Annotated in this window: 27 protein-coding genes; 14 read left to right on the top strand and 13 right to left on the bottom strand. The window is 41.1% G+C overall.

Going from position 1 to position 24,699, the window contains the following annotated elements:
* The first annotated feature begins 72 nt into the window (after positions 1-72).
* Entirely contained in the window at positions 73-930 is an 858-nt protein-coding gene (locus ABR397_RS08135; RefSeq protein WP_350305288.1) for a fructosamine kinase family protein, read from the top strand.
* 54 nt (positions 931-984) lie between these two features.
* Here ABR397_RS08135 and ABR397_RS08140 read toward each other — a convergent pair whose 3' ends face one another.
* The gene (locus ABR397_RS08140; RefSeq protein ID WP_350305289.1) at positions 985-1,527 is read right to left on the bottom strand and encodes a YniB family protein; all 543 of its coding nucleotides are present in this window, start codon (positions 1,525-1,527) and stop codon (positions 985-987) included.
* A gap of 183 nt (positions 1,528-1,710) precedes the next feature.
* Between ABR397_RS08140 and hxpB the strand changes: the two genes are divergently transcribed.
* The 3 genes from hxpB (at position 1,711) to ABR397_RS08155 (ending at position 4,747) form a co-directional block, all read left to right on the top strand.
* Positions 1,711-2,376, top strand: a complete 666-nt coding sequence (gene hxpB / locus ABR397_RS08145; RefSeq protein ID WP_350305290.1) for a hexitol phosphatase HxpB — start codon at positions 1,711-1,713, stop codon at positions 2,374-2,376.
* Positions 2,377-2,599: 223 nt separating this feature from the next.
* Positions 2,600-3,148, top strand: a complete 549-nt coding sequence (locus ABR397_RS08150) for a metal-dependent hydrolase (protein ID WP_350305291.1) — start codon at positions 2,600-2,602, stop codon at positions 3,146-3,148.
* A gap of 207 nt (positions 3,149-3,355) precedes the next feature.
* Positions 3,356-4,747 carry an L-cystine transporter gene (locus ABR397_RS08155; RefSeq protein ID WP_350305292.1) on the top strand — a complete coding sequence of 464 codons (1,392 nt, stop codon included), beginning with the start codon at positions 3,356-3,358 and terminating at the stop codon, positions 4,745-4,747.
* A 72-nt stretch (positions 4,748-4,819) separates the two neighbouring features.
* On the opposite strand, the gene htpX is transcribed toward ABR397_RS08155, so the two are convergent.
* The 4 genes from htpX to ABR397_RS08175 form a co-directional block, all read right to left on the bottom strand.
* A complete protein-coding gene (gene htpX, locus ABR397_RS08160; protein ID WP_046975986.1) occupies positions 4,820-5,707 on the bottom strand; it encodes a protease HtpX in 888 nt (295 codons plus the stop codon).
* A 345-nt stretch (positions 5,708-6,052) separates the two neighbouring features.
* A complete protein-coding gene (gene prc, locus ABR397_RS08165; protein WP_350305293.1) occupies positions 6,053-8,104 on the bottom strand; it encodes a carboxy terminal-processing peptidase in 2,052 nt (683 codons plus the stop codon).
* Between the two features lie 19 nt (positions 8,105-8,123).
* Positions 8,124-8,825, bottom strand: a complete 702-nt coding sequence (gene proQ / locus ABR397_RS08170) for an RNA chaperone ProQ (protein WP_350305294.1) — start codon at positions 8,823-8,825, stop codon at positions 8,124-8,126.
* A gap of 95 nt (positions 8,826-8,920) precedes the next feature.
* The gene (locus tag ABR397_RS08175) at positions 8,921-9,418 is read right to left on the bottom strand and encodes a GAF domain-containing protein (RefSeq protein ID WP_350305295.1); all 498 of its coding nucleotides are present in this window, start codon (positions 9,416-9,418) and stop codon (positions 8,921-8,923) included.
* A 665-nt stretch (positions 9,419-10,083) separates the two neighbouring features.
* On the opposite strand from ABR397_RS08175, the gene ABR397_RS08180 reads away from it, so the two are divergent.
* Positions 10,084-10,326: a DUF1480 family protein gene (locus tag ABR397_RS08180; protein WP_350305296.1), complete on the top strand. Its 243-nt coding sequence runs from the start codon at positions 10,084-10,086 to the stop codon at positions 10,324-10,326.
* Between the two features lie 202 nt (positions 10,327-10,528).
* Here ABR397_RS08180 and ABR397_RS08185 read toward each other — a convergent pair whose 3' ends face one another.
* From ABR397_RS08185 to ftnA, 4 genes are all read right to left on the bottom strand, one after another.
* Complete coding sequence (locus tag ABR397_RS08185) at positions 10,529-10,870, bottom strand: YebY family protein (RefSeq protein ID WP_350305348.1); 342 nt, start codon at positions 10,868-10,870, stop codon at positions 10,529-10,531.
* Between the two features lie 162 nt (positions 10,871-11,032).
* Positions 11,033-11,926: a copper homeostasis membrane protein CopD gene (copD, locus tag ABR397_RS08190; protein ID WP_350305297.1), complete on the bottom strand. Its 894-nt coding sequence runs from the start codon at positions 11,924-11,926 to the stop codon at positions 11,033-11,035.
* A gap of 2 nt (positions 11,927-11,928) precedes the next feature.
* Positions 11,929-12,315, bottom strand: a complete 387-nt coding sequence (gene yobA, locus ABR397_RS08195; protein WP_350305298.1) for a CopC domain-containing protein YobA — start codon at positions 12,313-12,315, stop codon at positions 11,929-11,931.
* A 195-nt stretch (positions 12,316-12,510) separates the two neighbouring features.
* Positions 12,511-13,014, bottom strand: a complete 504-nt coding sequence (gene ftnA, locus ABR397_RS08200) for a non-heme ferritin (protein WP_350305299.1) — start codon at positions 13,012-13,014, stop codon at positions 12,511-12,513.
* A 328-nt stretch (positions 13,015-13,342) separates the two neighbouring features.
* On the opposite strand from ftnA, the gene ABR397_RS08205 reads away from it, so the two are divergent.
* Positions 13,343-13,573 carry a DNA polymerase III subunit theta gene (locus ABR397_RS08205; protein ID WP_350305300.1) on the top strand — a complete coding sequence of 77 codons (231 nt, stop codon included), beginning with the start codon at positions 13,343-13,345 and terminating at the stop codon, positions 13,571-13,573.
* 49 nt (positions 13,574-13,622) lie between these two features.
* Here ABR397_RS08205 and pip read toward each other — a convergent pair whose 3' ends face one another.
* From pip to ABR397_RS08220, 3 genes are all read right to left on the bottom strand, one after another.
* A complete protein-coding gene (gene pip, locus ABR397_RS08210) occupies positions 13,623-14,576 on the bottom strand; it encodes a prolyl aminopeptidase (protein WP_350305301.1) in 954 nt (317 codons plus the stop codon).
* Positions 14,577-14,649: 73 nt separating this feature from the next.
* Entirely contained in the window at positions 14,650-15,024 is a 375-nt protein-coding gene (yebF, locus tag ABR397_RS08215; protein ID WP_350305302.1) for a protein YebF, read from the bottom strand.
* A 107-nt stretch (positions 15,025-15,131) separates the two neighbouring features.
* Positions 15,132-15,311: a YoaH family protein gene (locus tag ABR397_RS08220; protein ID WP_350305303.1), complete on the bottom strand. Its 180-nt coding sequence runs from the start codon at positions 15,309-15,311 to the stop codon at positions 15,132-15,134.
* 142 nt (positions 15,312-15,453) lie between these two features.
* Between ABR397_RS08220 and pabB the strand changes: the two genes are divergently transcribed.
* The 8 genes from pabB (at position 15,454) to mntP (ending at position 23,605) form a co-directional block, all read left to right on the top strand.
* Positions 15,454-16,824, top strand: coding sequence for an aminodeoxychorismate synthase component 1 (gene pabB / locus ABR397_RS08225; protein ID WP_350305304.1), 1,371 nt, complete (start codon positions 15,454-15,456; stop codon positions 16,822-16,824).
* Positions 16,821-17,384 carry a CoA pyrophosphatase gene (locus tag ABR397_RS08230; protein WP_350305305.1) on the top strand — a complete coding sequence of 188 codons (564 nt, stop codon included), beginning with the start codon at positions 16,821-16,823 and terminating at the stop codon, positions 17,382-17,384. Before pabB ends, ABR397_RS08230 begins: the two co-directional genes overlap by 4 nt.
* A gap of 170 nt (positions 17,385-17,554) precedes the next feature.
* The gene (locus ABR397_RS08235; protein WP_350305306.1) at positions 17,555-18,919 is read left to right on the top strand and encodes an L-serine ammonia-lyase; all 1,365 of its coding nucleotides are present in this window, start codon (positions 17,555-17,557) and stop codon (positions 18,917-18,919) included.
* Positions 18,920-19,416: 497 nt separating this feature from the next.
* Positions 19,417-20,400, top strand: coding sequence for a PTS mannose transporter subunit IIAB (gene manX, locus ABR397_RS08240; protein WP_350305307.1), 984 nt, complete (start codon positions 19,417-19,419; stop codon positions 20,398-20,400).
* A gap of 58 nt (positions 20,401-20,458) precedes the next feature.
* Complete coding sequence (locus ABR397_RS08245; RefSeq protein ID WP_350305308.1) at positions 20,459-21,259, top strand: PTS mannose/fructose/sorbose transporter subunit IIC; 801 nt, start codon at positions 20,459-20,461, stop codon at positions 21,257-21,259.
* Between the two features lie 13 nt (positions 21,260-21,272).
* Positions 21,273-22,139, top strand: a complete 867-nt coding sequence (locus tag ABR397_RS08250; protein ID WP_350305309.1) for a PTS mannose transporter subunit IID — start codon at positions 21,273-21,275, stop codon at positions 22,137-22,139.
* 70 nt (positions 22,140-22,209) lie between these two features.
* On the top strand, positions 22,210-22,668 hold the full coding sequence (locus ABR397_RS08255) for a DUF986 family protein (protein WP_350305310.1): 459 nt from the start codon (positions 22,210-22,212) through the stop codon (positions 22,666-22,668).
* Positions 22,669-23,023: 355 nt separating this feature from the next.
* Positions 23,024-23,605: a manganese efflux pump MntP gene (gene mntP / locus ABR397_RS08260; protein WP_350305311.1), complete on the top strand. Its 582-nt coding sequence runs from the start codon at positions 23,024-23,026 to the stop codon at positions 23,603-23,605.
* Between the two features lie 57 nt (positions 23,606-23,662).
* On the opposite strand, the gene rlmA is transcribed toward mntP, so the two are convergent.
* Positions 23,663-24,481 carry a 23S rRNA (guanine(745)-N(1))-methyltransferase gene (rlmA, locus tag ABR397_RS08265; RefSeq protein ID WP_350305312.1) on the bottom strand — a complete coding sequence of 273 codons (819 nt, stop codon included), beginning with the start codon at positions 24,479-24,481 and terminating at the stop codon, positions 23,663-23,665.
* Between the last annotated feature and the right edge of the window lie 218 nt (positions 24,482-24,699).

Below are 24,699 nucleotides of genomic sequence, written 5' to 3' on the forward strand. Positions count from 1 at the left end.
TTTTACCGACTCATATATTTTCTCTGACTATAATTGTTCATAAAAGTGATTGACGACTTAGAGAGGTGAACCATGTGGCAGACAGTAAACCGTTTGCTAAATGAATATTTCGGTGCTGCCGATATTCACGATAAAACTGCGTTAACCGGAGACGATATTCATCAAGCTTGGCAAGTCATTCATGGCGAACGGCAAGTTTTTGTCAAATCAAATCTGAAGGAAATGCTCCCTGTCTTCAAAGCAGAATTGGAACAACTTGAACTACTGGCACGCAGTCAAACTATTCGTGTCCCAGCGGTTTACGGTGTTGGCTGTGATCGAGACTACAGTTTTCTGTTACTTGAATTTCTGCCTTTAAAATCTTTTAACCCACATAATGCTTATTGTTTCGGTCAACAACTGGCAAAACTTCATCAATGGAGTGAGCAACCCCAATTCGGCTTTGATTTTGACAATATGCTGGCAACAACACCACAACCAAATGGTTGGCAACGACGTTGGCATCAGTTTTATGCAGAGAAACGAATTGGTTGGCAATTACAGATTGCAGCAGAAAAAGGCATAATATTTGGTGATATTGATAATATTGTTCGGGTCATAAGTAACAAACTTCAACATCACCAACCACAGCCCTCTCTCTTACATGGCGATCTTTGGCCTGCTAATTGCGCTTCTCTGGATGATCATGCCGTTGCTTTCGATCCTGCTTGTTATTGGGGAGATCGTGAGTGTGATTTTGCTATGCTACCGTTGTACCCTGATCTACCAATGCAAATTTTTGATGGTTATCAGAGTGTGTGGCCACTACCTGTCAATTTTATTGATCGACAACCAGTATATCAGCTCTATTATTTGCTTAATCGTTGTAATCTGTTTGGTGGTGATAATTTTATTGCAGCGCAAGACATTATTAATGACATTATGCAATGAAGAAACAACCGGCTGCGGAAACACTTCATTCCGCAGCCATCACCACCAGAAGATTTACCAGCCTAAAATTCCCAGTAGAAAATAAAAAATTGCACCGATAATTACCGGTGAAACATATAAAATATAAATCTGACTAAACAATGTATGGTGCGGAAGTTTGATTCTTGATTCAATCTGTTCTCGTGTCAGTCCACCATTATCTTTGGCCTTTTCAATAATCAACTGATCTTCAATATTTTCACGTACAAATTTTACTTGTCTATACATACGCTGGCCTGATGCATTCATAGCAAGGCCGACAAAAATAAGAAAATATATAATCAGAAAGCTCATATTCTCCCCAGTGAAACCAGCCAAACGAACAGGAGTTGGCGAATTTTTCCAGAAAAAATCCAAAAATGACGTATTAAAGCGCACCATTTCGGCCATCATTTTCAGAAAATCATCCAAAACAGCATTAATGCCACTACCTTTAATACCATGCAACCAGGCAAGATTGATCACAGAAACAATGGTCGATAAGAGTGCCGGAATAAAAATCATCCAACCTAAAATTCGCTTAATAATAGCAATGTATCCGGCTTTTTGGTAAGTCATGATACCTCTCATAGCAGTAAATAGATTTTATTTTTGGCTAATCATAGCCCATCAATGATTAAATTTAACTTTATATTTAATTAACTAAGCATTTCTTACCCTCTTCCCCACAAAAAAAAGATTTCATCCGCCGAGATTGCTACAATCAGCTCTCTCTAATTGTCTGACCTATGGGAGATACTCATGTCTTTTCATTTACCAATAAAAGCAGTCATTTTTGATATGGACGGTTTACTGATTGACTCTGAACCATATTGGACCCAAGGAGAAAAAGAAGTATTCAGTGAATTAGGTCTGGATTTATCTTTGGCAAAGACACTACCAGATACTCTTGGGTTGCGTATTGACCATGTTGTGGAACTCTGGTACCAAGCTTCTCCGTGGCAAGGCGCATCAAAATCAGAAGTGGAACAACAGATTATTGATCATGTTATCAGACAGGTAAAAGAAAACCGCCCCCTGCTCCCAGGTGCGGAATATGCTTTAAACCTTTGCCGTAAGCAAGGGTTGAAAATCGGGCTGGCATCAGCCTCTCCACAATATATGTTGGAACAAGTACTTGAGATGTTCAACTTGAGTCATTATTTTGATACTGTTGTTTCTGCTGCCAAATTACCCAACAGTAAGCCCCATCCCGAAGTTTATTTGCTCGCTGCTGAACAACTGAGTGTTTCCCCCATAAGTTGTGTGACCCTGGAAGATTCATTTTATGGAATGATAGCGACAAAAGCAGCAAGAATGCGTTCAATCGTTGTTCCAACAGCCCATCATTTTGATGATCTACGTTGGACATTAGCAGATATTAAACTACGCTCACTTGAACAATTAAGTGTAGCAGATATCATCTGACTATAACTTTAGCTGCCATTATCTGTTTAAATGGCAGTTTCTAATTGCTCACATAGTCGCCGTAGCGTTTATTCCTTATTCTGTCAAATGGAAATCTGATAAAATATTAACTTTATATATTAATAAATAAGATATTTTTGCTTTTCACCCCCTATCTTACCCGCATAAAACCCACTATACTTCACCAACTGTATGGATAGACAGTTATCAGTCAGAGGAATTTATGACCGCGGAAGGGCATCTTTTATTTTCAGTTGCCAGTATTATTATGGCGCACAAGCTTGAAATAACACCAGAAATAGCCAATGGTGACTGGTTGCATATGCTACCAGGCGTGCTGCTTACTGCATTGTTGCCAGATATAGATCACCCAAATTCAACCCTAGGGAGATTATTCAGATTTATCTCCATTCCAATTGCCAAACTATGTGGTCATAGAGGGTTTACTCACAGTTTACTTGCTCTTGCATTAGGTATCGCTTTACTTTGGCTCAAAATACCAGAAGAGTGGCCTGTACCAACCGATTTTTTCCATGCCATGATTGTTGGCTATCTAAGTCATTTGGTAGCAGATATGCTGACTCCCGCTGGCGTACCACTGTTATGGCCAATAAAAATACGTTTCTGCCTGCCTGTACTTGGCAAACAAGGAAATAAGAAAGCAGAAAGATTTATTTCTGCCTTACTAATTGTCATTGCCGTTTTTCTGCCAGAACATATTGATTACCCTATACTTATTTATATAGATTACATCAAAAAACTGTGTTTTTAATAACCTTTGAAAATATTTTTAATGTTATAATCGCATAAAAATCAATCTTAATTGCCATGATTATTATATCAAATTCGATTTAATTATAAGAGCCGATAACCTTAGCTGGTACCATATTCTCAATTACTTGCTGTAGGGTATAAGTTTATAACTTAACTCTATTAATACAGCTTAACTCCCTCAATAATTAAAATCTGGAGTTTGTGGATGAACTTACCATTAATTCTGAATGTGCTCGTTTTCGCAGCACTGCTTTTGCTATTGTCAAAAGCCAGCTCACACCAATGGAGTCTGTCAAAAAAGGTTCTTTTCGGCCTCGCCATTGGCGTTATTTTTGGTCTGGCGCTACAACTGACTTATGGAGCTGATAATGCCACACTGAAAGAATCAATTTCATGGTTCAATATTGTAGGCAACGGCTATGTACAACTTCTGCAAATGGTGATTATGCCGCTGGTATTTGCCTCTATTCTAAGCGCTGTTGCCAGATTGCATAAAGCATCTTCTCTAGGAAAAATCAGTTTTCTGACCATCGGCAGCCTGCTGTTCACTACGATGATCGCAGCGCTGATCGGTATCATTATTACTAATCTATTCGGCCTGACTGCTGAAGGTCTGGTGCAAGGAACGCAAGAAACAGCACGCCTGTCGGCTATCGAAAACAACTACATAGGCAAAATCTCTGATTTGTCTGTACCACAGTTAATTTTATCTTTTATTCCTAAAAACCCATTTGCCGATTTAGCTGGCGCCAATCCAACGTCTGTTATCAGTGTTGTTATTTTTGCGACCTTCCTGGGGATTGCTGCACTGCAAATGCTGAAAGATGACCGCGAACGTGGTGAACGTGTATTAGCCGCTATCGATATTATGCAAGCATGGGCAATGAAACTGGTTCGCCTGGTTATGTGCCTGACGCCATACGGTGTTATGGCTCTGATGACCAAAGTTGTCGCCAACTCCAATATCCACGAAATTGCGAAACTAGGCAGCTTTGTTATCGCATCCTATATTGCACTGACGCTAGTGTTTGTTGCTCACGGGTTTCTGCTCTCTCTCACCGGTATCAATCCACTTAAATTTTTCAAAAAAATCTGGCCGGTATTGACCTTTGCATTCACTAGCCGTTCAAGTGCAGCCAGTATCCCACTGAATGTTGAAACCCAGACACGCCGTATCGGTGTACCGGAATCTATCGCCAGTTTCTCAGCATCTTTCGGCTCAACAATTGGTCAGAATGGTTGCGCCGGGATTTATCCTGCCATGCTGGCAGTCATGGTTGCGCCGACAGTAGGCATAAACCCATTTGATCCTGTATGGATTGCAACACTGGTTGGTATTGTGACTATCAGCTCCGCGGGCGTTGCTGGTGTGGGCGGCGGCGCCACATTTGCCGCACTGATCGTCTTACCCGCAATGGGATTACCTGTAACGCTAATTGCACTGTTGATTTCTGTTGAGCCTCTTATTGATATGGGCCGTACCGCGCTGAATGTGAGTGGTTCAATGACCGCCGGTACAATTACCAGCCAGTTAATGGGACAAACTGATAAAACTACCTTCAATCAGGAAGAAGAAGTTGAGTTAAATCAGCTATGATTTGAATTTCAAAAATCATAAAAAAAGCCGAGGAATACATCATTCTTCGGCTTTTTTATTTTATTCGCAATGTTATTTATTCAAGTACTGCCCACTGCGCAGAGCTTCAATACGTTTATCTAATGGTGGATGAGACAGAAACAGCTCACTGAACGTCTTGGATTTACCATTAATACAGAATGCCATCATACTACCCTCTTCCTGCGGCTCATAACTGGTTTTCAGACGCTGTAAAGCAGCAATCATCTTCTCACGGCCTACCAACTTAGCGGATCCCGCATCTGCATGGAATTCGCGGTAACGAGAGAACCACATGGTGATAATACTTGCCAGAATACCGAATACGATTTCCAGCACCATTGAAACAACCATGTAAACGATCGGGTTACCAGAAGAGTTACCCTCTTCTTCATTATTGTTGCCAGACAGAAAACCGGATACAACCTGAGCCAGCAGACGGGAAATGAAGATAACGAAGGTATTGACTATCCCTTGCAGCAAAGTCATCGTCACCATATCACCGTTAGCGATATGGCTAATCTCATGGGCAATAACGGCTTCCGCTTCTGCCCTGCTCATATTATCCAACAGTCCAGTACTAACAGCGACTAGAGAAGCATTACGACGAGCGCCGGTAGCAAAGGCATTAATGTCAGGCGCAGCATAAATCGCAACCTGCGGCATCGTAATATTGACCTGTTCCGCCTGGCGGCGAACAGTTTCAACTAACCAATGTTCAACTTCATTTGCTGGCTGTTCAATAACCTGACCACCAACAGAACGCAAGGCCATCCATTTGGACATTAGCAGGGAAATAAACGACCCACCGAAACCAAACAGACCAGCCATAATCATTAAACCTTGTACGCTACTTCCCTGAATTCCTGTCAGAGAAAGTATTATCCCGAACACCAACATAACAGCAAGGTTAGTGAGGAGGAACAAAGCAATTCGCATCATAAAAACCGGCTTCCTTTATTAATAATCAATGCACTCTCAGAGTTAATCTATAAATAAGGCCGTTCTTGCTATATTCAAGGCTTTAAACTCTTCAAGCGATAAAATCAACACAACTTTACAAAATTATAAAAAACCGGTATCAGCCTAACACCAATTGGTTAAGCAAAATACTCCGATACCCGGTAACACAGAAAAAATGTGAAACAGTTCATCCTTCCTGAAAAAAAGGAGAACACTTCAAAAAGCGCTGTTTATATGGAGACTAAAAGCCCAATACACCGTTCACTCAAAACATCTCAAGTGAACGGGTATTAGACATCGTTAACAGGCTATTTAAAAATGATTCTACTTAGATTTAGCTAATATTTTCTCAGCAGGTTGGTGCGCCAAATCAAGTGCAATTTTCACTGATTCATCAAGATAGGGATCCGGACCCTGATAATCTTTAGGTAAATCATCCAGTGATGTTAACAGTTTTTTACCCTCGCGCTTAAAGCGATCATTAATCCGGTTCAGTTTTAAAGCATCATCTTCTTTGTTCTCTTTCTCTCTTTGTGCATAGTTAAGAGAAACAATGTTCTTATGCTCTTTCATTGCCTTATAGTGCGCAATGTCCTCATTGATATATTTAAACTCTGGATCATCCGCGATGCGGGTAGTATGAGCCATATTCAACTGCGGAATTAACCCTGCAATAACTTTAGATCCCGTATAACGGGCAGAAGGAACGCTATCCCAAGGCAAAGCATTATCTTCAAAGCTTTCCCCTGTTTCTGCCGGATCAATCCCCGTTGGCATCACAATATCAGGTGTAACACCTTTACGCTGGGTACTACCGCCATTCACACGATAGAATTTCTGAATTGTATATTGAACAGAACCCAGTGACGGCCAATCAGGACGCATCATTTGATCGTAAATACGACTCAAAGAACGATATTGCTGAACCGTACCTTTACCAAACGTTGGCTCACCAACAATCAGCGCCCGCCCATAATCCTGCATTGCCGCGGCAAAAATCTCAGAAGCGGAAGCACTAAACCGGTCTACCAGGACAACCAAAGGCCCTTTATAGTACACCATTTCATCAGTATCGGAATCCTGGCGGATTTTCCCATTATTATCCCTGACTTGCACAACCGGGCCACTTGGGAGAAACAGTCCAGACAAAGAAACTGCTTCTGTCAATGCACCACCCCCATTACTACGCAGATCAATAACAATGGCACTGACATGCTGTTTAGTCAATTTTTGTAATTGAGTTTTAACATTATCAGTCAAGCCAACATAAAAACCTGGAACATCAAGAACGCCCACTTTTTCCTTACCAATTGTCTTGACTGACATCTTCACTGCCCGATCTTCCAGACGGATCTGTTCACGAGTCAAAGTGATAGTACGTGGTTTTGCCCCTTTGGCATCAGAAATAACCTCAAGCCGTACTTTACTACCTTTAGGGCCTTTAATCAGAGCAACCACATCATCCAAACGCCAGCCAATAATATCTACCATGGACTTCCCTGACTGAGCGACACCGATAATCTTATCACCTACTTTTAACGCTTTACTTTTGGCGGCAGGTCCACCGGCAACCATAGAATTTATGACGGTATAATCATCATCTATCTGTAAAACAGCACCAATTCCTTCCAGGGAAAGACTCATCTCTGAGTTAAACTGTTCAGTATTGCGTGGTGAAAGATAATTGGTATGAGGATCGATTTCACGGGCAAACGCTGTCATAATCAATTGGAAAACATCTTCACTCTGACTTTGCGTCAGGCGTTTTAACGCAGACTGATAGCGCTTGGTCAGCACTTGTTTAATTTCTTTATCGTTTTTGCCAGTGAGTTTGAGATTGAGCCAATCATATTTAACTTTAGCATCCCAGAGTTTATTTAACTCCTCGATATTCTGCGGCCAAGGGGCTTTGGAACGATCAACATCAATTGTATCATTACCACCAAAATTCATTGGCTGCTCAAGACGAGATAAAGCGTACTGATATCGCTCAAAGCGGCGTTTTTGCAACAAATTAAACAGGTCATACGGGATTTCCAGATTCCCGCTCTCCAATTCCTTGCCTAACGACTTTTTCCTATCGGCATACTGAGCTACATCTGACGCCAGTAATATATTATGGCTGTAATCCAGTATATTAAGGTAGCGGTCAAATATTTTTGCCGAAAAATCACCATTTAAATCAAATTGACGATAATGAGAGCGAGTGAAGCGGGATGTTACCCGCTCGCTCACTGTTGAGTGCTGAGGCTCTTGCTTCAATACAGGCAGTTGTTCAATACGAACAGGAACAGCCGCTGGACTGTTTGTATTTGCATAACAAGTACCAAAAATTGAAACGCCTAAGACAAAAGCCAGTCTGACGAATGTGTTCATGCCCAGGTTGGCCTCCGTATCAGAACTGTAAATGTTCTGCGCGTACAATCATCGCTAAACCGGAAGACAATTGTACCCGTACACCATCTTTGGCGATTTCAAGCACAGAAGCATCCATCGAGCTTTTACCCACTCTTACTTTAATTTCCTGACCAATTTTCAGCGATGAAACATCGGCGCTTTGAGTCGGTACAGGTTGAGCAGGTTTAGCCGCCGGTTTACGTGCTTGCTGAGGGCGATTTTGTTGGCGTGACTGCCGTTTTTCCCCTTCAGTATTATTGGCACGACGACGAGGAGCTGGCTTTTTGGCTACAGGCCGTTCATTTGTTTCACCGACAGCCGTATTTTCAGCTTCACGTTTTTTAGCTCTTTGCTCTGCACGCTGTGCCTGAACCCGTGCTTTGGCTTCAGTCAGTTGCTGGAGAGCGTGTTCAATGTGCTCCGCTTCCAGTTCACCGCATGAATTACCATCAAGGTCAACACGCTGCGCGCCCTCTTTAACACCATACAGGTAACGCCAACTTGATGTATACAGACGCAAGGCAGAGCGTAATTGTGTTTTACTCAAACACTCTTCGTCCCGGATACGTTCAACGATATCCTGAAAAATACCGATCTTTAAAGGACGAGCTTCACCTTCGGCTACGAAACAGAGCGGGAAACGCTCAGCTAAAAAAGCAATAATTTCTTTACTACTATTCAACTTAGGTTGATTTTCCATGAAATTTCCTGATTACAACGGTTTTGCCAACCAGCATAGGCATGAACTGGCGTCATTATAATAGCGTTGCTGATAAATGCCACGTTATCCATATGTTAAGTTACATTCAATTCAACATACTTCGGCACAACGCACTGTTCTAAATGAGCACAAAGCCCATCAATAAGGGCTTGTAAGCCAAATTCGTCTTTTTCGTCGAATCTATTAAAAAGCGTGCTATCAATATCCAATACACCAATGATTCTATCGTTTACGATTAATGGCAACACAATTTCAGCGTTACTAGCAGCATCACAAGCAATATGACCGGGGAATGCATGAACATCATCAACACGCTGGATACGCTTTTCTGATACAGCAGTTCCGCATACCCCCTTGCCAACAGGTATTCTCACACAGGCGACTTTTCCCTGAAATGGTCCCAGAACCAACGTATCACCATCAATTAGGTAAAAACCGACCCAGTTAACGTCATGCAAGCGTTCATACAACAATGCACTGGCATTAGCGAACGTCGCTATTAAGTCAAACTCACCAGACAACAGTGCTTTTAAGTCCGCTGCAAGCTCCCGATAGAACTCATTTTTATTCATATTGACCTATCCGATGAAATTTACAAAACGCATCTCTATTTTTTATATCAAAAAAATATCAAATGCCCATAACAATAAGATTAACAGCCTGTCACACTGACGTAAATTTTTTACTGTCTTTAATAAGATATTCTTTATTATATTTATTGAACATAGGTAAAGGCTAGTGAGATATCACACAGCTTACCAAAACATTATCAAAATCGTAGCCGGTATGAATATGATTCACTGTAAGCGCCTCAATGCCCTCACGCAATAAAAATCAGACTGAATTATTCCGCAATTATAAAGATCAATTATCTGATAACCGTACCAATCATTAGTTTCTTTCATTTTAGAGTTGACGCTTCATGAAGTAGAAAACAAAACATCCAAACAATTTATCCGTAGAATTATTGCACTACCACTTTATCGTTAACACTTTCTGCACCTACGGCCACACCAAATAAATATTTCCTACTAAATGTAGAAAAGGTCAAAGAATAGCAAAGATGAAAAAAGCAATATGACGAGAGTAAGTTTTAGAACAGATAATTATAACAGCAATATCATCTACCGATAATACAGCACGGAAAATATTATTACTGGCAATCTCAGTCATTTGTTCTATTCTCAAATGATGGCCTTACTGGTCGTACCTGTTAACTAAAAGCTAAGGAGCCATCATGAATCAGACAAAGTTAAGAATTTCCAGCTACGAAATCGATGATGCCATTCTGTCTTCACCTACCGAAGAAGACGACACGACCATTAGCATCCCTTGTAATTCTGACCAAGAGCTTTGTATGCAGTTGGATGGATGGGATGAACATACCAGTATTCCCGCCTTACTAAACGATAAGCACATTCTGCTATATAGGAAACATTATGACAGACAAAAGCATGCATGGGTTATGAGGGTGGTCTGATGTCCAAAAAACTTTTAACAAAAAAAGGCCGAGTTGACTCCTCTACTCGGCCTAGGGAAAATGGCTCTTAAAGAGCCGTGCGCTAAAAGTGTCATTGAGACGTAAACAACTTACAGTTTAAAGCGTAGCTGACATATGGCATTTTACCAATTTTTTGGATAATAAATAGCCAAACATCATGCTGCCGCTTAACTCAATGGCATTATTTTTTATCACACAATGCTAAAGCTGCTTGCTGGAATGGCTCTATACTCATTTTTTGAGCCGGATTTTTGCTATCATTCAATAGAATAATATCCAAAGACTTCGCATTCACTTTCCCTATCCTCATCATCTCTATGGCTATATCATTCAATGGGTATTGCACCAACGTACTTGGATTAATCACAAACAGAGCCTGATTTGCTCTGCAATCCAACATCACTTCTTCCCGTGTAAATGCCCATTTATCACCAAACTGTAGCTTACTCACCGTTTCAATAGGAGCAGCAATACTTTGAAAAGAGAGAGAAAACAAGGGAAATAATAAAAATAAACATTTCATAATAATTACCAATGTAGATATCAGAACGAGAAAAACAGATTCATTCTTACGCACTACCTGTACACTCCGATTTCTGCACGCAGTCCGTATTCACTCTATATTCTATTGTCAGAAACAGACTGCACCAATATCCCCTACTGCAACAGGGGTAAATTAAGAAAATCAAACCGGCTGGTAAGTCGCGAAAACAGCAACACATAATAAAGCCAGCGCTCCAAGCATAATTTCAACCCAACTATTGATAACTAACAATTGATAGCGGCCGGGTTGCCTCAATTTAGGCGCCAGAATATAGCGATTAATTAATGCAAGTACCACCATACCCGCCACCAGCGCTATCTTTATCCATAGCATTGATTGATATTCACTGCCGCTATATTCCGGCCAATCAGGGAGTAAAATCAAGCTACTTATGGCGCCTGTAACAATAATAAGAATTACTGCAATATGCCCATACGCAGAAAAACGCATCATAGAAATCATGATCTGTTTATCCAGCCCTACAGCCAATTCATTTTGTATACGCCAAAATTGCAGGCACAACAAAAATGGCCATAATCCACCAAACCAATATCCAACACTCAATAAGTGAATTGCCTGATTAATCTGATGAAAAACACCGGTCATCCCATCATGTATTACCGAATGGCCGATAAGAGCATGACAAGACAGTAAAATCGCAGAAATAATTAACATCGTAACATTTCTGGTTTTTTGGTTATTGATAAACAATAACCCTGTGGCAACTATTGAAACCAGTATTTGCCATTGCCAAACTCTGCCAAAAGTTGTTCCCAGTACTGCCAACCAGATTTCCAAATTATAAGTATCTTGCCAGCCATCCCCCATTATCCCCGCTTGCATCGCTAACCAGCCAATTGCTGTTGTGAGTGCCGCAATCGTGCTGATAATTACCCCCAAACGGAGACGGGCATCAATCAGAACAGATAAACGATCGGGAACCAACATGGCAGTAAATATGCTGAGACCAAACATCAACATGACTGCCACGAAATGAGTGAAGCGACAAAGGATATACAGCGCGGCCAGAGACATAATTACTTAACTGTAAAGCTATAGACGCCTTTAGTCTTATGCCCATCAACAGAAACTACGCTCCAGTCAACATCATATTTACCCGCCATCAGCTTATCTTCGACTGGAAGAATAAGTTTTGTATTGGTTGCCGGATCAAGCTTCAATTTACCCGTCTTTATAGGTTTATTTTCCGGGCCAGTCACTTTTACTTTACTGAAATTCAGCTCAATACCTTCTGAAAAACTCAAAGTAATTATCTGTGGTGTATTTTCTACTGTCGTATCTTCTGCTGGAATTTGTTCTGTTAAATGCGCGTGGGCCAAAGCTTGTTGGCAAGACATACCGACAAAAAGAACCACTAAAGCAGATAACTTTCGGCAAAAAGAGTGAATTTTGCTGATAGCCATAAATGACCTCTTAATTTTCAGATGAATTTCTATAAATTGGTATCATCTTATATCAAAAGGATTATTTTATCCGCGATAACTTACAATGAGAATTTCGTCTTGTGAACTATCGCGCAAAAATAAAGGAAAACCGCAGTATTAGCCTTAAATATCTAAAGCTATTGTCGTCTACTGCGGTTAATTCATCCCATTTAGTCAGACAGGATTTGCAGCAGCCAAACTTTTCAGATCCTTATCTAGGAAGAAGAGCGCCTTACCATCCTCGCCAACCATATCCAGTTTATCAAGGATAGATTTGAACAATTTCTCTTCTTCGTGCTGTTCTGCTACATACCATTGCAGGAAGTTAAAAGTAGAATAATCCTGCGCAGTTATCGCCAAATGGGCAAGTTTATTAATCTCAGCAGTAATAAATTTCTCGTGCTCATAAGTTCTCTTAAGTACATGGGATATGGATTTATAATCAACCGAAGGCGCATCAATCTGCCCCAAACGTGGCATCGCACCAGTATCGCTTAAATAATCAAACAAGCGATGCATATGCTGCATTTCTTCCTGAGAGTGTGATTTAAAAAACGCGGCAGCGCCTGCTAACCCTTTATCACTGCACCATGCACTCATTTGCAGATATAAATTCGCAGAATAGAACTCCAGATTCATCTGCTCATTTAATTTATTAACCATTTCTTGATTTAACATAATAGGCACTCCAGTTATTAATTTACCTGTATTATTCCAACTATATTAAAATAATATAACCCAATAAGCAAAAATAAATTAAACACCCGTATGATATTGAAATGAATATACATTTTATAAAAACACAAATAGAAATAAATCTCATTTAATATATTTAAATGGAAATGAATGTTATTTACAAAATAAAATCGACTAAGAAATTTTTATATTTAATGATAATGAATATTATTTATATTTATAAAATAATCAATTCAGCCCTTGCCAGAAAAGCGAGTCTGGATTAACTTTATCGCTTTGTGAATTCGGGTTTCAATTCAGCGAGACAGTTATGGGACATAATCTGGCCGGGCTTTCTACAGAGAGTATGGATAAAGTCAATGTTGATTTGGCGGCATCGGGGGTGGCTTTCAAAGAACGTTACAATATGCCGGTACTTCCTGACACAGTCGAACAGGAACAGCCCATGCATCTTAGGGAGTATTTTCAACAACGTTTGGTGCATTATCGCCAGTTATCCAAACAATTTTCCCGTTTACCTTACGAGCCCAAAGGCCGCTGATCATCTATTGGGAATTGATAACCACCGGATAACCGGTGGTTATATCAAATTATTGCTCTGCAAACTTATCCGTTGCACTAATCAGATGATGTAAAATACCCGGCTCATCAAATGAGTGCCCTGCGCCTTCAATGATGTGTAACTCTGCTTCCGGCCATGCTTGCGCCAGATCCCAAGCATTCTGCACCCGGCAAGCCATATCATATCGGCCATGAATGATGACTGCCGGAATATTCCTTATAACATCAATGTTATTCAGCAGTTGCTGATCGTCATTCATAAAACCCTCATTGATAAAATAGTGGTTCTCAATTCGGGCAAACGCCAAGGCAAACTCATCTTCTGCGAAAGATTCCACGCTATCTGGAGGAAGCAATGTTACCGTCTCACCCTCCCACAAGCTCCAGAGACGAGCTGCTTCTAATTGAACTTGACGATCATCACTGGTCAGTCGCTTATTATATGCTCCGATAATATCTTTTCGCTCTTCCTCCGACAAAATAGATATCGTTCGTTGCCATTTGTCGGGGAAAAAATTAGAAGCGCCATCCTGATAATACCAATGCAACTCTTGCGGCCTTAGCAAGAAAATTCCCCGAAGAATTAATTCAGAAACTCGCTGAGGGTGAGTCTGGGCATAAATTAAAGATAAGGTAGAACCCCATGAGCCCCCAAATACCAGCCATTTTTCCACCCCCATCAATTGACGCAAACACTCAATATCTTCAACTAAATGCCAGGTAGTATTATTTTCCAGGCTGGCATGAGGTTTTGAACGCCCACAGCCACGCTGATCAAATAACATGACATGATATTTTTTAAGGTCAAATAGCCGACGATGATAACAGGCAATACCCCCCCCCGGTCCGCCATGAATAAATACCGCAGGCTTACCGTTAGGATTACCACATAATTCCCAATAGATTTGATGACCATCACCGGTGTCCAAATAACCAGAACGGTAAGCTTCACAGGCCGGATATAATTTTTTCAATTCTGACATAACATTTCCTTTACTGGCTAACACCAAATCTGGTGTCCATCTAATGACGGGTAGAGATAACTATCAGAAAATGTTATTTCAATTCACCATAGCTAATCGTATTTTGCTGACAATCAACAACAACACGATAATCTTTGTCACGCTTAGAACCACGAACAGTAAGGGGAACTTTTAATATATCTTTATCACCAGTAATATTTTCTTCATTTACCCACGCCACAGGTGTAGATGTCCCCAACTGCTTTTTATCTTCTGACCAACGGTTGATACGATTTTGCAGAAAATCACGTTTTACCTGAGCGACAATTTGCGACTTGGTTAAATTATCGCAAGAGACAAATTTATCAACACGTTTGCCCTCTGACACAGCAGATGCTGCGAATGAGACAGTGAGCAAAAGTGCGGCGCCTGATAGGCCAACGCTATTAATGATATGACATGCTTTCATACTACCTCCTGTTAATATCTCAAACTAAGAGATTAAATATGGAGCTAACCTAACATGCCAAGTAAAATAAATGTGTGATTATTGTTAAATAAATAATTTAATTATGCTCATTTCTCATCATCAAACATTACATTAACCTGCTCTTTTGTGCGATGCTGCTCACGAAGTTCTTGAGCAACCAACCCAATGGCTTCCCCACTGCTCATTCCCTCAGCCATTAATTGCTGAATTTTCTCCACTGCCAGTTGCTGTTCCTGGTGAGATAAGATTGGCATATTTGAAAACATGATAATAACCTCTGAATAAACTGATCGACGCCGAAGAGTATAGCGATTTTTATCTCAGGTAAGGAGTGGATTTCTATGTTAATCTCTGGAGATGAAAATCAATGCCAACTCTCGCGTTACAACTGCTAAAACCAACACCATAATGAGTACTTTACTGCAAAAACGACAATTACCTTATCAATCAGACGCTGCTATCAACTATTTCGCGCCGATTTCAAGCCAGCCTTGGGCAATGTTGCTCCATTCGGGTTCTGCAAACCATCCCTATAACCGGTTTGATATTCTGGTTGCAGAACCATTGATAACCCTTCTCAGTCATGAGAAATCAACTGCAATAAATGAACGTGGTGATACTTATATTACTGAAGAAGATCCCTTTTATCTGTTAAAAAAACAGCTGGAGAAATTAAATATCACCGCAAATTTTGATCCTGATTTGCCATTTCAGGGGGGGGCACTGGGTCTATGGGGATATGATCTTGGGCGTTGTATTGAAAAATTACCGGCACAAGCCAAAAATGAGTTGTCATTTCCAGATATGGCAATAGGTATTTATGACTGGGCGCTGATTGTTGATCATCATAAAAAACAGGTGACTCTATTCAGCTACAGTGATGTTGATGCACGCCTGAACTGGCTTACATCCCGCCAGGCTTCGCCAAAAACAGCTTTTACACTGACTAGCGAGTGGCAATCAAATATGAGTGCAGAGCAATACAATGAAAAGATTAGCTGTATTCATGACTATCTATTAGACGGCGATTGTTATCAAGTCAATCTGGCACAGCGATTTTGCGCTGATTACCGGGGAGATGAATGGCAAGCATTCATAAAACTGAATAAGAGCAATTGCGCACCTTTTTCTGCCTTTATTCGGTTACCAGAAAATAGTGTCATCAGTGTCTCCCCTGAACGTTTCCTGCTCCTGGAAAATAAGCAAATCCAGACTCGTCCAATTAAAGGAACATTACCGCGCTTAAATGACGCAGAAAAGGATGCATTACAAGCTGAAAAATTGACAGTATCAAAAAAAGACCGGGCCGAAAACCTGATGATCGTCGATTTATTACGAAATGATATTGGCCGGGTAGCCACACCGGGATCAGTTAAAGTTCCTGAATTATTTGTCGTTGAACAATTCCCTGCCGTTCACCATCTGGTCAGCACAATTACCGCAGTACTACCAAATGAACAGCATGCCACAGACTTACTGCGCGCCTGCTTTCCAGGCGGTTCTATTACCGGAGCCCCTAAAATCAGAGCAATGGAAATAATAGAAGAACTTGAACCTCATCGCCGACATGGATATTGTGGTTCAATTGGTTATATTAGCTTTTGCGGCACGATGGACAGTAATATCACCATTCGAACCCTCTTGACCGAGAAAGAAAAAATATATTGCTGGGCAGGTGGCGGAATTGTTGCCGACAGTATTGCTGAAAACGAGTATCAGGAATCATTTGATAAATTGAATCATATTTTACCGCAACTGGGAAAAATAAAATCGATATGATGCCACTATCTGATTTCATTAACAGATTTCAGTTACAGACTCCATCACTCCCTAACCGGCTTGCAAATAACACCCGCCATGCCGCGGTGCTATTGCCGATCATCTGCAAGCCGAAACCAACGCTATTACTGACCCAACGCGCCACCACATTACGATCACACGCCGGTCAAGTAGCCTTTCCTGGTGGGGTTGCTGATCCCGAAGATAAATCAATCATCGCTACAGCACTGCGGGAAGCAGAAGAAGAAGTCAACATCCCCCATCAGAAAGTTAAAGTTTTGGGGCAACTCATGCCCTTAGACAGCATTAGCGGTTATCTTGTGACACCCATTGTCGGGTTATTACCGCCAGGGCTGTCTTTCCACAGCAACCCGACAGAAGTTTCCAGTATATTCGAAATCCCTTTATCTGAAGCGCTTTCTCTTTCAAGTTATCATTATCTTGATGTTAACCGCCGTGGTCAGCAACATCGCATCTATTTTCACTGGTATCAGGGGAGACTCATCTGGGGCCTGACCGCCGCTATCATTTATCAATTAGCTCAACAGGTTCAGGTTTGATCCAAATCATGAGAAATAATCAACCTGTGTTTTTTTCATCCATTTTTGTCACAGTTGCTATCATAATTCAAAAAAAACTGTAAACTCACTTATCAACACTACTAAATCACAGTAAAGTAGCGTACCCCAATATATATAACTATATCTCTATCTTTTTTAAGGAGTCTGGCGTGATTAGCGTTTTCGACATGTTTAAGGTCGGTATTGGCCCATCTAGTTCTCATACGGTTGGCCCGATGAAAGCCGGCAAACAGTTTGTCGACGATCTGGTAAACCAGGGCTTAATGCCTTCTATCACGCGTGTAGCCGTCGATGTTTACGGCTCACTCTCATTAACCGGCAAAGGTCATCATACGGATATAGCCATTATCATGGGTCTGGCAGGTAATTTGCCAGCTACCGTTGATATTGATTCAATCCCCGGTTTTATTCGTGATGTAGAGCAAACTCAGCGTATTAAGCTGGCCAATGGCTTACATGAAGTCGATTTCCCTCATGATAGCGGCATGGTTTTCCGTAGTGATAACCTGTCATTACATGAAAACGGTATGCAAATTCATGCATTCGCGGGAGACAAAAAAGTTTATAGCAAAACCTACTACTCAATTGGTGGTGGTTTTATTGTTGATGAAGAGCATTTTGGTAAACCCTCTCAGGATATCAAACCTGTTCCATATCCATTCAATTCAGCAAAAGAATTACTGATGAATTGTAATAAAACCGGGCTATCTATCTCCGGTTTAATGATGAAAAACGAACTGGATCTCCACAGTAAAGAAGAAATTAACGCTTATTTTGCTGATGTCTGGGGTACCATGCAGGCTTGTATTGAACGTGGTCTGAACACAGAAGGCGTTTTGCCTGGCCCATTGCGTGTACCACGCCGTGCAGCGGCATTGCATCGTATGCTGACCTCATCAAACAACCTGTCTAATGACCCAATGAATGTCGTGGATCTGGTGAACATGTTCGCCTTGGCAGTCAATGAAGAAAATGCTGCGGGTGGACGTGTTGTTACCGCGCCAACCAATGGCGCTTGCGGCATTGTTCCTGCCGTACTCGCTTATTACAACCATTGCATTGAGCCTGTAACACCAGAGCTGTATATCCGCTATTTCCTGGCATCCGGCGCTATCGGCATTTTGTATAAAATGAATGCCTCTATATCTGGAGCTGAAGTTGGTTGCCAGGGGGAAGTGGGTGTTGCCTGTTCAATGGCGGCGGCCGGCCTTGCTGAACTGTTGGGCGGCAGTGCTGAACAAGTCTGTATTGCCGCTGAAATCGGCATGGAACATAATCTCGGCCTTACTTGTGACCCGGTTGCAGGCCAGGTACAGGTGCCCTGTATTGAACGAAATGCCATTGCTTCAGTAAAAGCCATCAACTCTTCCCGTATGGCTTTGCGCCGTACAAGTGAACCGCGGGTTTCTCTCGATAAAGTCATTGAAACCATGTACGAAACAGGCAAAGACATGAACGCTAAATATCGTGAAACATCCCGTGGTGGTCTGGCGATTAAAGTTCAGTGTGATTAATCAAATAAATAATCTGTTTTTTGATCAGTAAATCCTTCCTCCATCTAAATATCCCTACTTTAAGGTAGGGATATTTTTAGCAAAACCCTTCAATGATCACTTTTCGATCGAAAAAGATGAATATATTTTTAATTTTTAATTAATGAGATGTTACCGGAAACAGAATAAATAACCAAAAATATGAATATATTAAGATAATTAAAAATTAATTTCACAATATTCAGATTATTAAATTGTTTTATGGTTAACATTTTCATCTATTTCATTTTTTCTGACTGACAGCAATTTTCCTCAGGTATTTCTAATGTTAATCTAGCAGCCTATTTTTTCAGTCAATAAGAGATAAAGTCTAAATCAAGTCAAATATTCAGGTATCACATTGATAAAAGGTCATTATTCGTACAAACATGCTTTTTATTGGAGGAATGATTCATCAAAATTATTGGAGTAACTTTGTAATAGTCCTGCGTTTATATTGTTAACAGAGGGGAAAACAGGTGAGTATAGCCATTATGATTGGCACACATGGAGCTGCGGCTGAGCAACTGCTTCGTACCGCAGAGATGTTAATTGGGGAACAAGAAAATGTTTCTTATATTGACTTCGTTCCTGGTGAAAATGCCGATACTTTATTTGAAAAATACAACAGTAAACTTTCAGCGCTTAACACAGAACAAGGTGTACTGTTCCTTGTTGATACATGGGGAGGAAGTCCATTCAACGCAGCTAACCGTATCGCTGTAGATAAAGAGAATTATGAGATCATCACCGGAGTTAACGTTCCGATGCTAGTTGAAACCTTTATGTGCCGGGATGACGACCCATCTCTGACAGAACTGGTTTCTGTTGCTCTGGAAACAGGAAAAGAAGGCATTCGGGCCCTGAAAACGGAAGAGCCCCAAAAAGCCGAACCTGCTAAACCGGTAACGCCTGCGGCTGCGCCTTCATTTACCCCATCAGCGGGTGGTCATATGAAAATAGCCCTAGCCCGGATTGATGACCGCCTTATTCATGGTCAGGTTGCAACTCGTTGGACAAAAGAGACCAATGTGAAACGGATCATTGTCGTCAGTGATGAAGTTGCTGCTGATACCGTCCGCGCCACCTTGCTAAAACAGGTTGCTCCGCCGGGGCTCAGTGCTCACGTTGTTGACGTTGCCAAATGTGTTCGCGTTTATAACAACCCCAAATACGCTAATGAGCGTGTTATGTTGCTATTTACAAATCCAACAGATGTTTTACGTCTAGTCGAAGATGGTGTTGATATCACATCTATAAACATCGGTGGAATGGCATTCCGTCAGGGAAAAACTCAGATTAACAACGCAATATCCGTTGATGAAACCGATATTGCGGCCTTCAAAAAACTGGATGAACGAGGCATTGAGCTCGAAGCCCGTAAAGTTGCCAGTGACAGCCGTCTGCAAATGATGGATCTGCTCCAGAAGGTTAAAAACGAAAAACAAACCAGAGCAATTTAACTATTACTCAATGACAAAAATTTCTTACCGAATTTAATTTGGTTATAGGAGACAAACAATGGAAATTACCGTTGTTCAAATTGCATTGATATTCATCGTAGCTTGTATAGTCGGAATGGATTCCATTCTTGATGAATTTCAATTCCATCGCCCACTCGTGGCCTGTACTTTAATTGGGATCATCCTTGGTGATATGACAACCGGCGTCATTATCGGCGGTACACTGGAAATGATCGCGCTTGGCTGGATGAATATCGGCGCTGCAATTGCCCCGGATGCGGCTTTAGCATCAATCATCTCAACTATCCTGGTCATTGCTGGCGGCCGTGATATCGGTGAAGGTATCGCCCTGGCTATTCCTCTGGCAGCCGCAGGACAAGTGCTGACCATCATTGTACGTACTATCACTGTTGCCTTCCAACATGCCGCTGACAACGCAGCAGAACGTGGTAACCTTCGGGCTATCAGCTTTATCCACTTATCCGCATTACTGCTCCAGGCTATGCGTATCGCCATCCCTGCCCTGATTGTCGCATTATCTGTTGGCACCAATGAAGTCCAGCAATTACTCGCGTCTATCCCTAAAGTAGTAACAGATGGCCTGAACATCGCAGGGGGAATGATCGTGGTGGTTGGTTACGCGATGGTCATCAATATGATGCGTGCCGGCTACCTGATGCCATTCTTCTACCTGGGTTTCGTCACAGCGGCATTCACTAACTTCAACCTAGTTGCATTAGGTATTATTGGTATTGTTATGGCCGTACTGTACATCCAGTTAAGCCCCAAATATAACAAATCTCAGGTGGTTTCTGCCCCTGGACAAGCCAATAACCACCTTGATAACGAATTAGATTAAGAGGATGAGCAACATGTTAGATACAACAAAAACTACTGCTCAGACAGCAGACCAGAAGAAACTAACACCAAGTGACATCCGCGGTGTATTTCTCCGTTCTAATGTATTCCAAGGTTCATGGAACTTTGAACGTATGCAGGCTCTGGGTTTCTGTTTCTCTATGGTTCCGGCTCTTCGTCGCCTGTATCCGGAAAATACCGATGAGCGGAAACAAGCAATTAAACGCCACCTGGAATTCTTTAACACTCATCCTTACGTCGTCGCGCCTGTACTGGGCGTCACAATGGCAATGGAAGAACAGCGCGCTAACGGCGCTCCGATTGATGATGGCGCCATCAACGGCATCAAAGTGGGTTTGATGGGGCCGCTGGCTGGTGTTGGCGACCCGATATTCTGGGGCACAGTTCGGCCGGTGTTTGCCGCTCTGGGTGCGGGTCTCGCCATGAGTGGCAGTTGGCTTGGGCCTGTGCTGTTCTTCTTCTTATTTAACCTAGTACGCCTGTTGGTTCTCTATTCAGGTATCTCTTATGGTTATAAGAAAGGGATTGATATCGTTCAGGATATGGGTGGCGGTTTCCTGCAAAAAATGACGGAAGGGGCGTCAATTCTTGGCCTGTTTGTCATGGGGGCATTAGTTAATAAATGGACGAAAGTCAATATCCCGCTGGTTGTATCAGAAATTCCTAACCAGCAAACAGGTGAAAATACAATAACCACAGTTCAGAATATCCTCGATCAGTTGATGCCGGGCCTGGTCCCACTGTTACTGACATTTTCCTGTATGTGGCTATTACGGAATAAAGTCAATGCTCTGTGGATTATTATTGGCTTCTTTATTCTGGGGATTATTGGCGCCAGATTTGGTTTCCTCGGTCTATAGTTAATCTATTCGGGGAAGGGGGAACTCCTCCCCCGAATTTTCTTTTCTACAGCAACACAGGGATTAAAGAATGAGCCTTAATGATATGGTATTAGTTGGTTTAATCGTATTAATGCTGGCTTTCGCTGTCTATGATGAATTTGTGGTTAATCTGCTGAAAGGGAAAACTTACTTACAAATAAAGCTAAAAAGAAAGCACAAAATTGATGCTCTCATCTTTATTATCCTGATACTTATTGTTGTTTATAATAACATCACTGCTTATGGCAGCCGTTTAACCACATATTTATTGTTATTTACTATCCTGGTGACTATTTATATTGCCTATATACGCTCACCTAAATTGTTATTTAAAAATAACGGTTTCTTCTATGCAAACACATTTATTTCCTATGATCGAATAAAAACCATAAATTTATCTGAAGATGGCATCTTGGTTATTGGCTTGGAAAATAAGAAGTTATATCTATCAGTAAGCCAACTTGATGATTTAGAAAGAATTTATAAATTTCTTATCGAAAACAGATAGATAAGAACAAATAATAAATTAAACAATAATAAACAGTCAGCCTGGGTGCTGACTTTTATTTCCATCACATAATAGATAATGATAATTATTATCGACATTATACCTCAATCCTAAAAACAATATTATTTTCCCTTTTTGAATTATTGTGCTATCTTTTAAAAAGTCATGGGGAGTAGCCTGTTTCAGGAAAACGATTTAGTTAATTTTTCTGAAAAGCTCGTATCAACACGCTCGTTTAAAAATAAAACGTGGTGCGGGCAACCTTATTTCGGTTGGCAAGACCATAGCATATAACACCATCATTGGTTGGGGATGGATTATATGTATATGGAAACGCCCAACCGAGGTTATTTTAATGAATATGTACGCAACCCTTATCTTAGCTTTAGCACTCTCAATGGATGCCTTTGCTGCTGCAATTTGTAAAGGGGCCACACTACATAAACCACATTTTCGTGAAGCAATCCGTACTGGTTTGATATTTGGCCTGATAGAAGCCTGTACCCCACTAATTGGTTGGTCTATGGGGCTTTATGCCAGTCAATATATTATGGAATGGGATCACTGGATTGCTTTTACTCTGTTATTTATTCTAGGCTGTCGAATGATTACAGAGAGTTTTAAAGCGAATCAGGAAAAAAAGTGCGAATCACCCTGTCGCCACAACTTAATGGTACTAATAGCAACAGCCATTGCTACCAGCCTGGATGCAATGGCAATCGGTATCGGACTCGCTTTTCTTCAGGTCAATATCGTGCATACTGCGATAGCTATCGGTATGATGACAATGATTATGGCAACATTGGGGATGTTAATTGGCCGCTATATTGGCCCGCTGCTGGGCAAACGCGCTGAATTTATTGGTGGGTTTATTCTAATTGCGATTGGTTTCAATATCTTATTTGAACATCTCGAATTGTTTATGTACGCGAAATAATATCTTCAGCCCAAAATATTAATCTCTCAAGAACTGTATTTTGGGCTGAAATCCTGATTATCTAAGGCGTTGATAAACCCGCAATATAAAATCAGTTTCGCATTCAAACAGCGCCTTATTTGCCAGTTCTTTTTTCACCGTTTCAGTTGCCCGCCAGGCAAATGGCGTCATCTGTAATAAATGACACGCTTGTATTCCATCTAATTTCATTGAATAAGATAATGACTCATCTGTTATCAATTCAAATCCTGCCAATTGTTCTGTTTTCAATGGATGAAGATGAATATTTTGATAAATCAACTCCTTGAGCTGATAAAGATGTCGAGGGCCAGGAGTGACTGTCAGAACAATTCCTTGTGACTTAATCACCCTTGCCAACTCTTCTGCTTTGCAAGGCGCATAAATTCGCAACACCCCAGCAAGAGACTTATCGGCAAATGGCAAACGATGGCTTGACGCAACACAGAAACTGACAGAAGGATAGCGTTTAGCGCCATAACGTACAGCGATCTTAGCAACATCTAACCCATAAATGTTAAGATTACGCCCCTTGCTTAACCGCTCTTCAACCGCGGCGGTGTAATAACCTTCACCGCATCCTATATCCAGCAAACTATCTGCATTTTCTGGCAGATACTTTTCCAGCAGTTCTAAAACCCGTTGTTGTAATGATTGATAATGTCCTGAATCCAAAAATGCCCTTCTTGACTGCATCATCTCCGGGCTGTCTCCTGGCTCTTTGGACCTTTTATACTGAACGGGCATCAGATTGACATACCCTTCTTTAGCACAATCAAACTGATGATTATTTTCACAGCGCCATTGCTGCCGGGTTAGCAATAAAGGTTGATGGCATAAGGGGCATTGATAAGACATATAATTCCCAAAAAATAAGTAAAAATCAGCGGATACTATAGCATATTCTGATACTTTTCATCGTAAATCATACTACTTAATAATTCTATATAAGCGATTAATCATTATTTTAAATGAAATTACACTCCACTATTTTCATAACTATTTTTGAGCCCGCTCGCAATATTTTTGTGGAATAAATATATTTATCAGGTATTATTTTCCAATCAAAAATCGAG

It is taken from the genome of Photorhabdus viridis (assembly GCF_040256935.1).
GTDB classification, from domain to species: Bacteria; Pseudomonadota; Gammaproteobacteria; order Enterobacterales; family Enterobacteriaceae; genus Photorhabdus; species Photorhabdus viridis.

Bases quoted from the DNA above. Each gene is read 5' to 3' on its own strand.
- ABR397_RS08135 (WP_350305288.1), top strand. From the start codon at position 73: ATGTGGCAGACAGTAAACCGTTTGCTAAATGAATATTTCGGTGCTGCC.
- ABR397_RS08140 (WP_350305289.1), bottom strand. From the start codon at position 1,527: ATGACTTACCAAAAAGCCGGATACATTGCTATTATTAAGCGAATTTTA.
- hxpB (WP_350305290.1), top strand. From the start codon at position 1,711: ATGTCTTTTCATTTACCAATAAAAGCAGTCATTTTTGATATGGACGGT.
- ABR397_RS08150 (WP_350305291.1), top strand. From the start codon at position 2,600: ATGACCGCGGAAGGGCATCTTTTATTTTCAGTTGCCAGTATTATTATG.
- ABR397_RS08155 (WP_350305292.1), top strand. From the start codon at position 3,356: ATGAACTTACCATTAATTCTGAATGTGCTCGTTTTCGCAGCACTGCTT.
- htpX (WP_046975986.1), bottom strand. From the start codon at position 5,707: ATGATGCGAATTGCTTTGTTCCTCCTCACTAACCTTGCTGTTATGTTG.
- prc (WP_350305293.1), bottom strand. From the start codon at position 8,104: ATGAACACATTCGTCAGACTGGCTTTTGTCTTAGGCGTTTCAATTTTT.
- proQ (WP_350305294.1), bottom strand. From the start codon at position 8,825: ATGGAAAATCAACCTAAGTTGAATAGTAGTAAAGAAATTATTGCTTTT.
- ABR397_RS08175 (WP_350305295.1), bottom strand. From the start codon at position 9,418: ATGAATAAAAATGAGTTCTATCGGGAGCTTGCAGCGGACTTAAAAGCA.
- ABR397_RS08180 (WP_350305296.1), top strand. From the start codon at position 10,084: ATGAATCAGACAAAGTTAAGAATTTCCAGCTACGAAATCGATGATGCC.
- ABR397_RS08185 (WP_350305348.1), bottom strand. From the start codon at position 10,870: ATGAAATGTTTATTTTTATTATTTCCCTTGTTTTCTCTCTCTTTTCAA.
- copD (WP_350305297.1), bottom strand. From the start codon at position 11,926: ATGTCTCTGGCCGCGCTGTATATCCTTTGTCGCTTCACTCATTTCGTG.
- yobA (WP_350305298.1), bottom strand. From the start codon at position 12,315: ATGGCTATCAGCAAAATTCACTCTTTTTGCCGAAAGTTATCTGCTTTA.
- ftnA (WP_350305299.1), bottom strand. From the start codon at position 13,014: ATGTTAAATCAAGAAATGGTTAATAAATTAAATGAGCAGATGAATCTG.
- ABR397_RS08205 (WP_350305300.1), top strand. From the start codon at position 13,343: ATGGGACATAATCTGGCCGGGCTTTCTACAGAGAGTATGGATAAAGTC.
- pip (WP_350305301.1), bottom strand. From the start codon at position 14,576: ATGTCAGAATTGAAAAAATTATATCCGGCCTGTGAAGCTTACCGTTCT.
- yebF (WP_350305302.1), bottom strand. From the start codon at position 15,024: ATGAAAGCATGTCATATCATTAATAGCGTTGGCCTATCAGGCGCCGCA.
- ABR397_RS08220 (WP_350305303.1), bottom strand. From the start codon at position 15,311: ATGTTTTCAAATATGCCAATCTTATCTCACCAGGAACAGCAACTGGCA.
- pabB (WP_350305304.1), top strand. From the start codon at position 15,454: ATGAGTACTTTACTGCAAAAACGACAATTACCTTATCAATCAGACGCT.
- ABR397_RS08230 (WP_350305305.1), top strand. From the start codon at position 16,821: ATGATGCCACTATCTGATTTCATTAACAGATTTCAGTTACAGACTCCA.
- ABR397_RS08245 (WP_350305308.1), top strand. From the start codon at position 20,459: ATGGAAATTACCGTTGTTCAAATTGCATTGATATTCATCGTAGCTTGT.
- ABR397_RS08250 (WP_350305309.1), top strand. From the start codon at position 21,273: ATGTTAGATACAACAAAAACTACTGCTCAGACAGCAGACCAGAAGAAA.
- ABR397_RS08255 (WP_350305310.1), top strand. From the start codon at position 22,210: ATGAGCCTTAATGATATGGTATTAGTTGGTTTAATCGTATTAATGCTG.
- mntP (WP_350305311.1), top strand. From the start codon at position 23,024: ATGAATATGTACGCAACCCTTATCTTAGCTTTAGCACTCTCAATGGAT.
- rlmA (WP_350305312.1), bottom strand. From the start codon at position 24,481: ATGTCTTATCAATGCCCCTTATGCCATCAACCTTTATTGCTAACCCGG.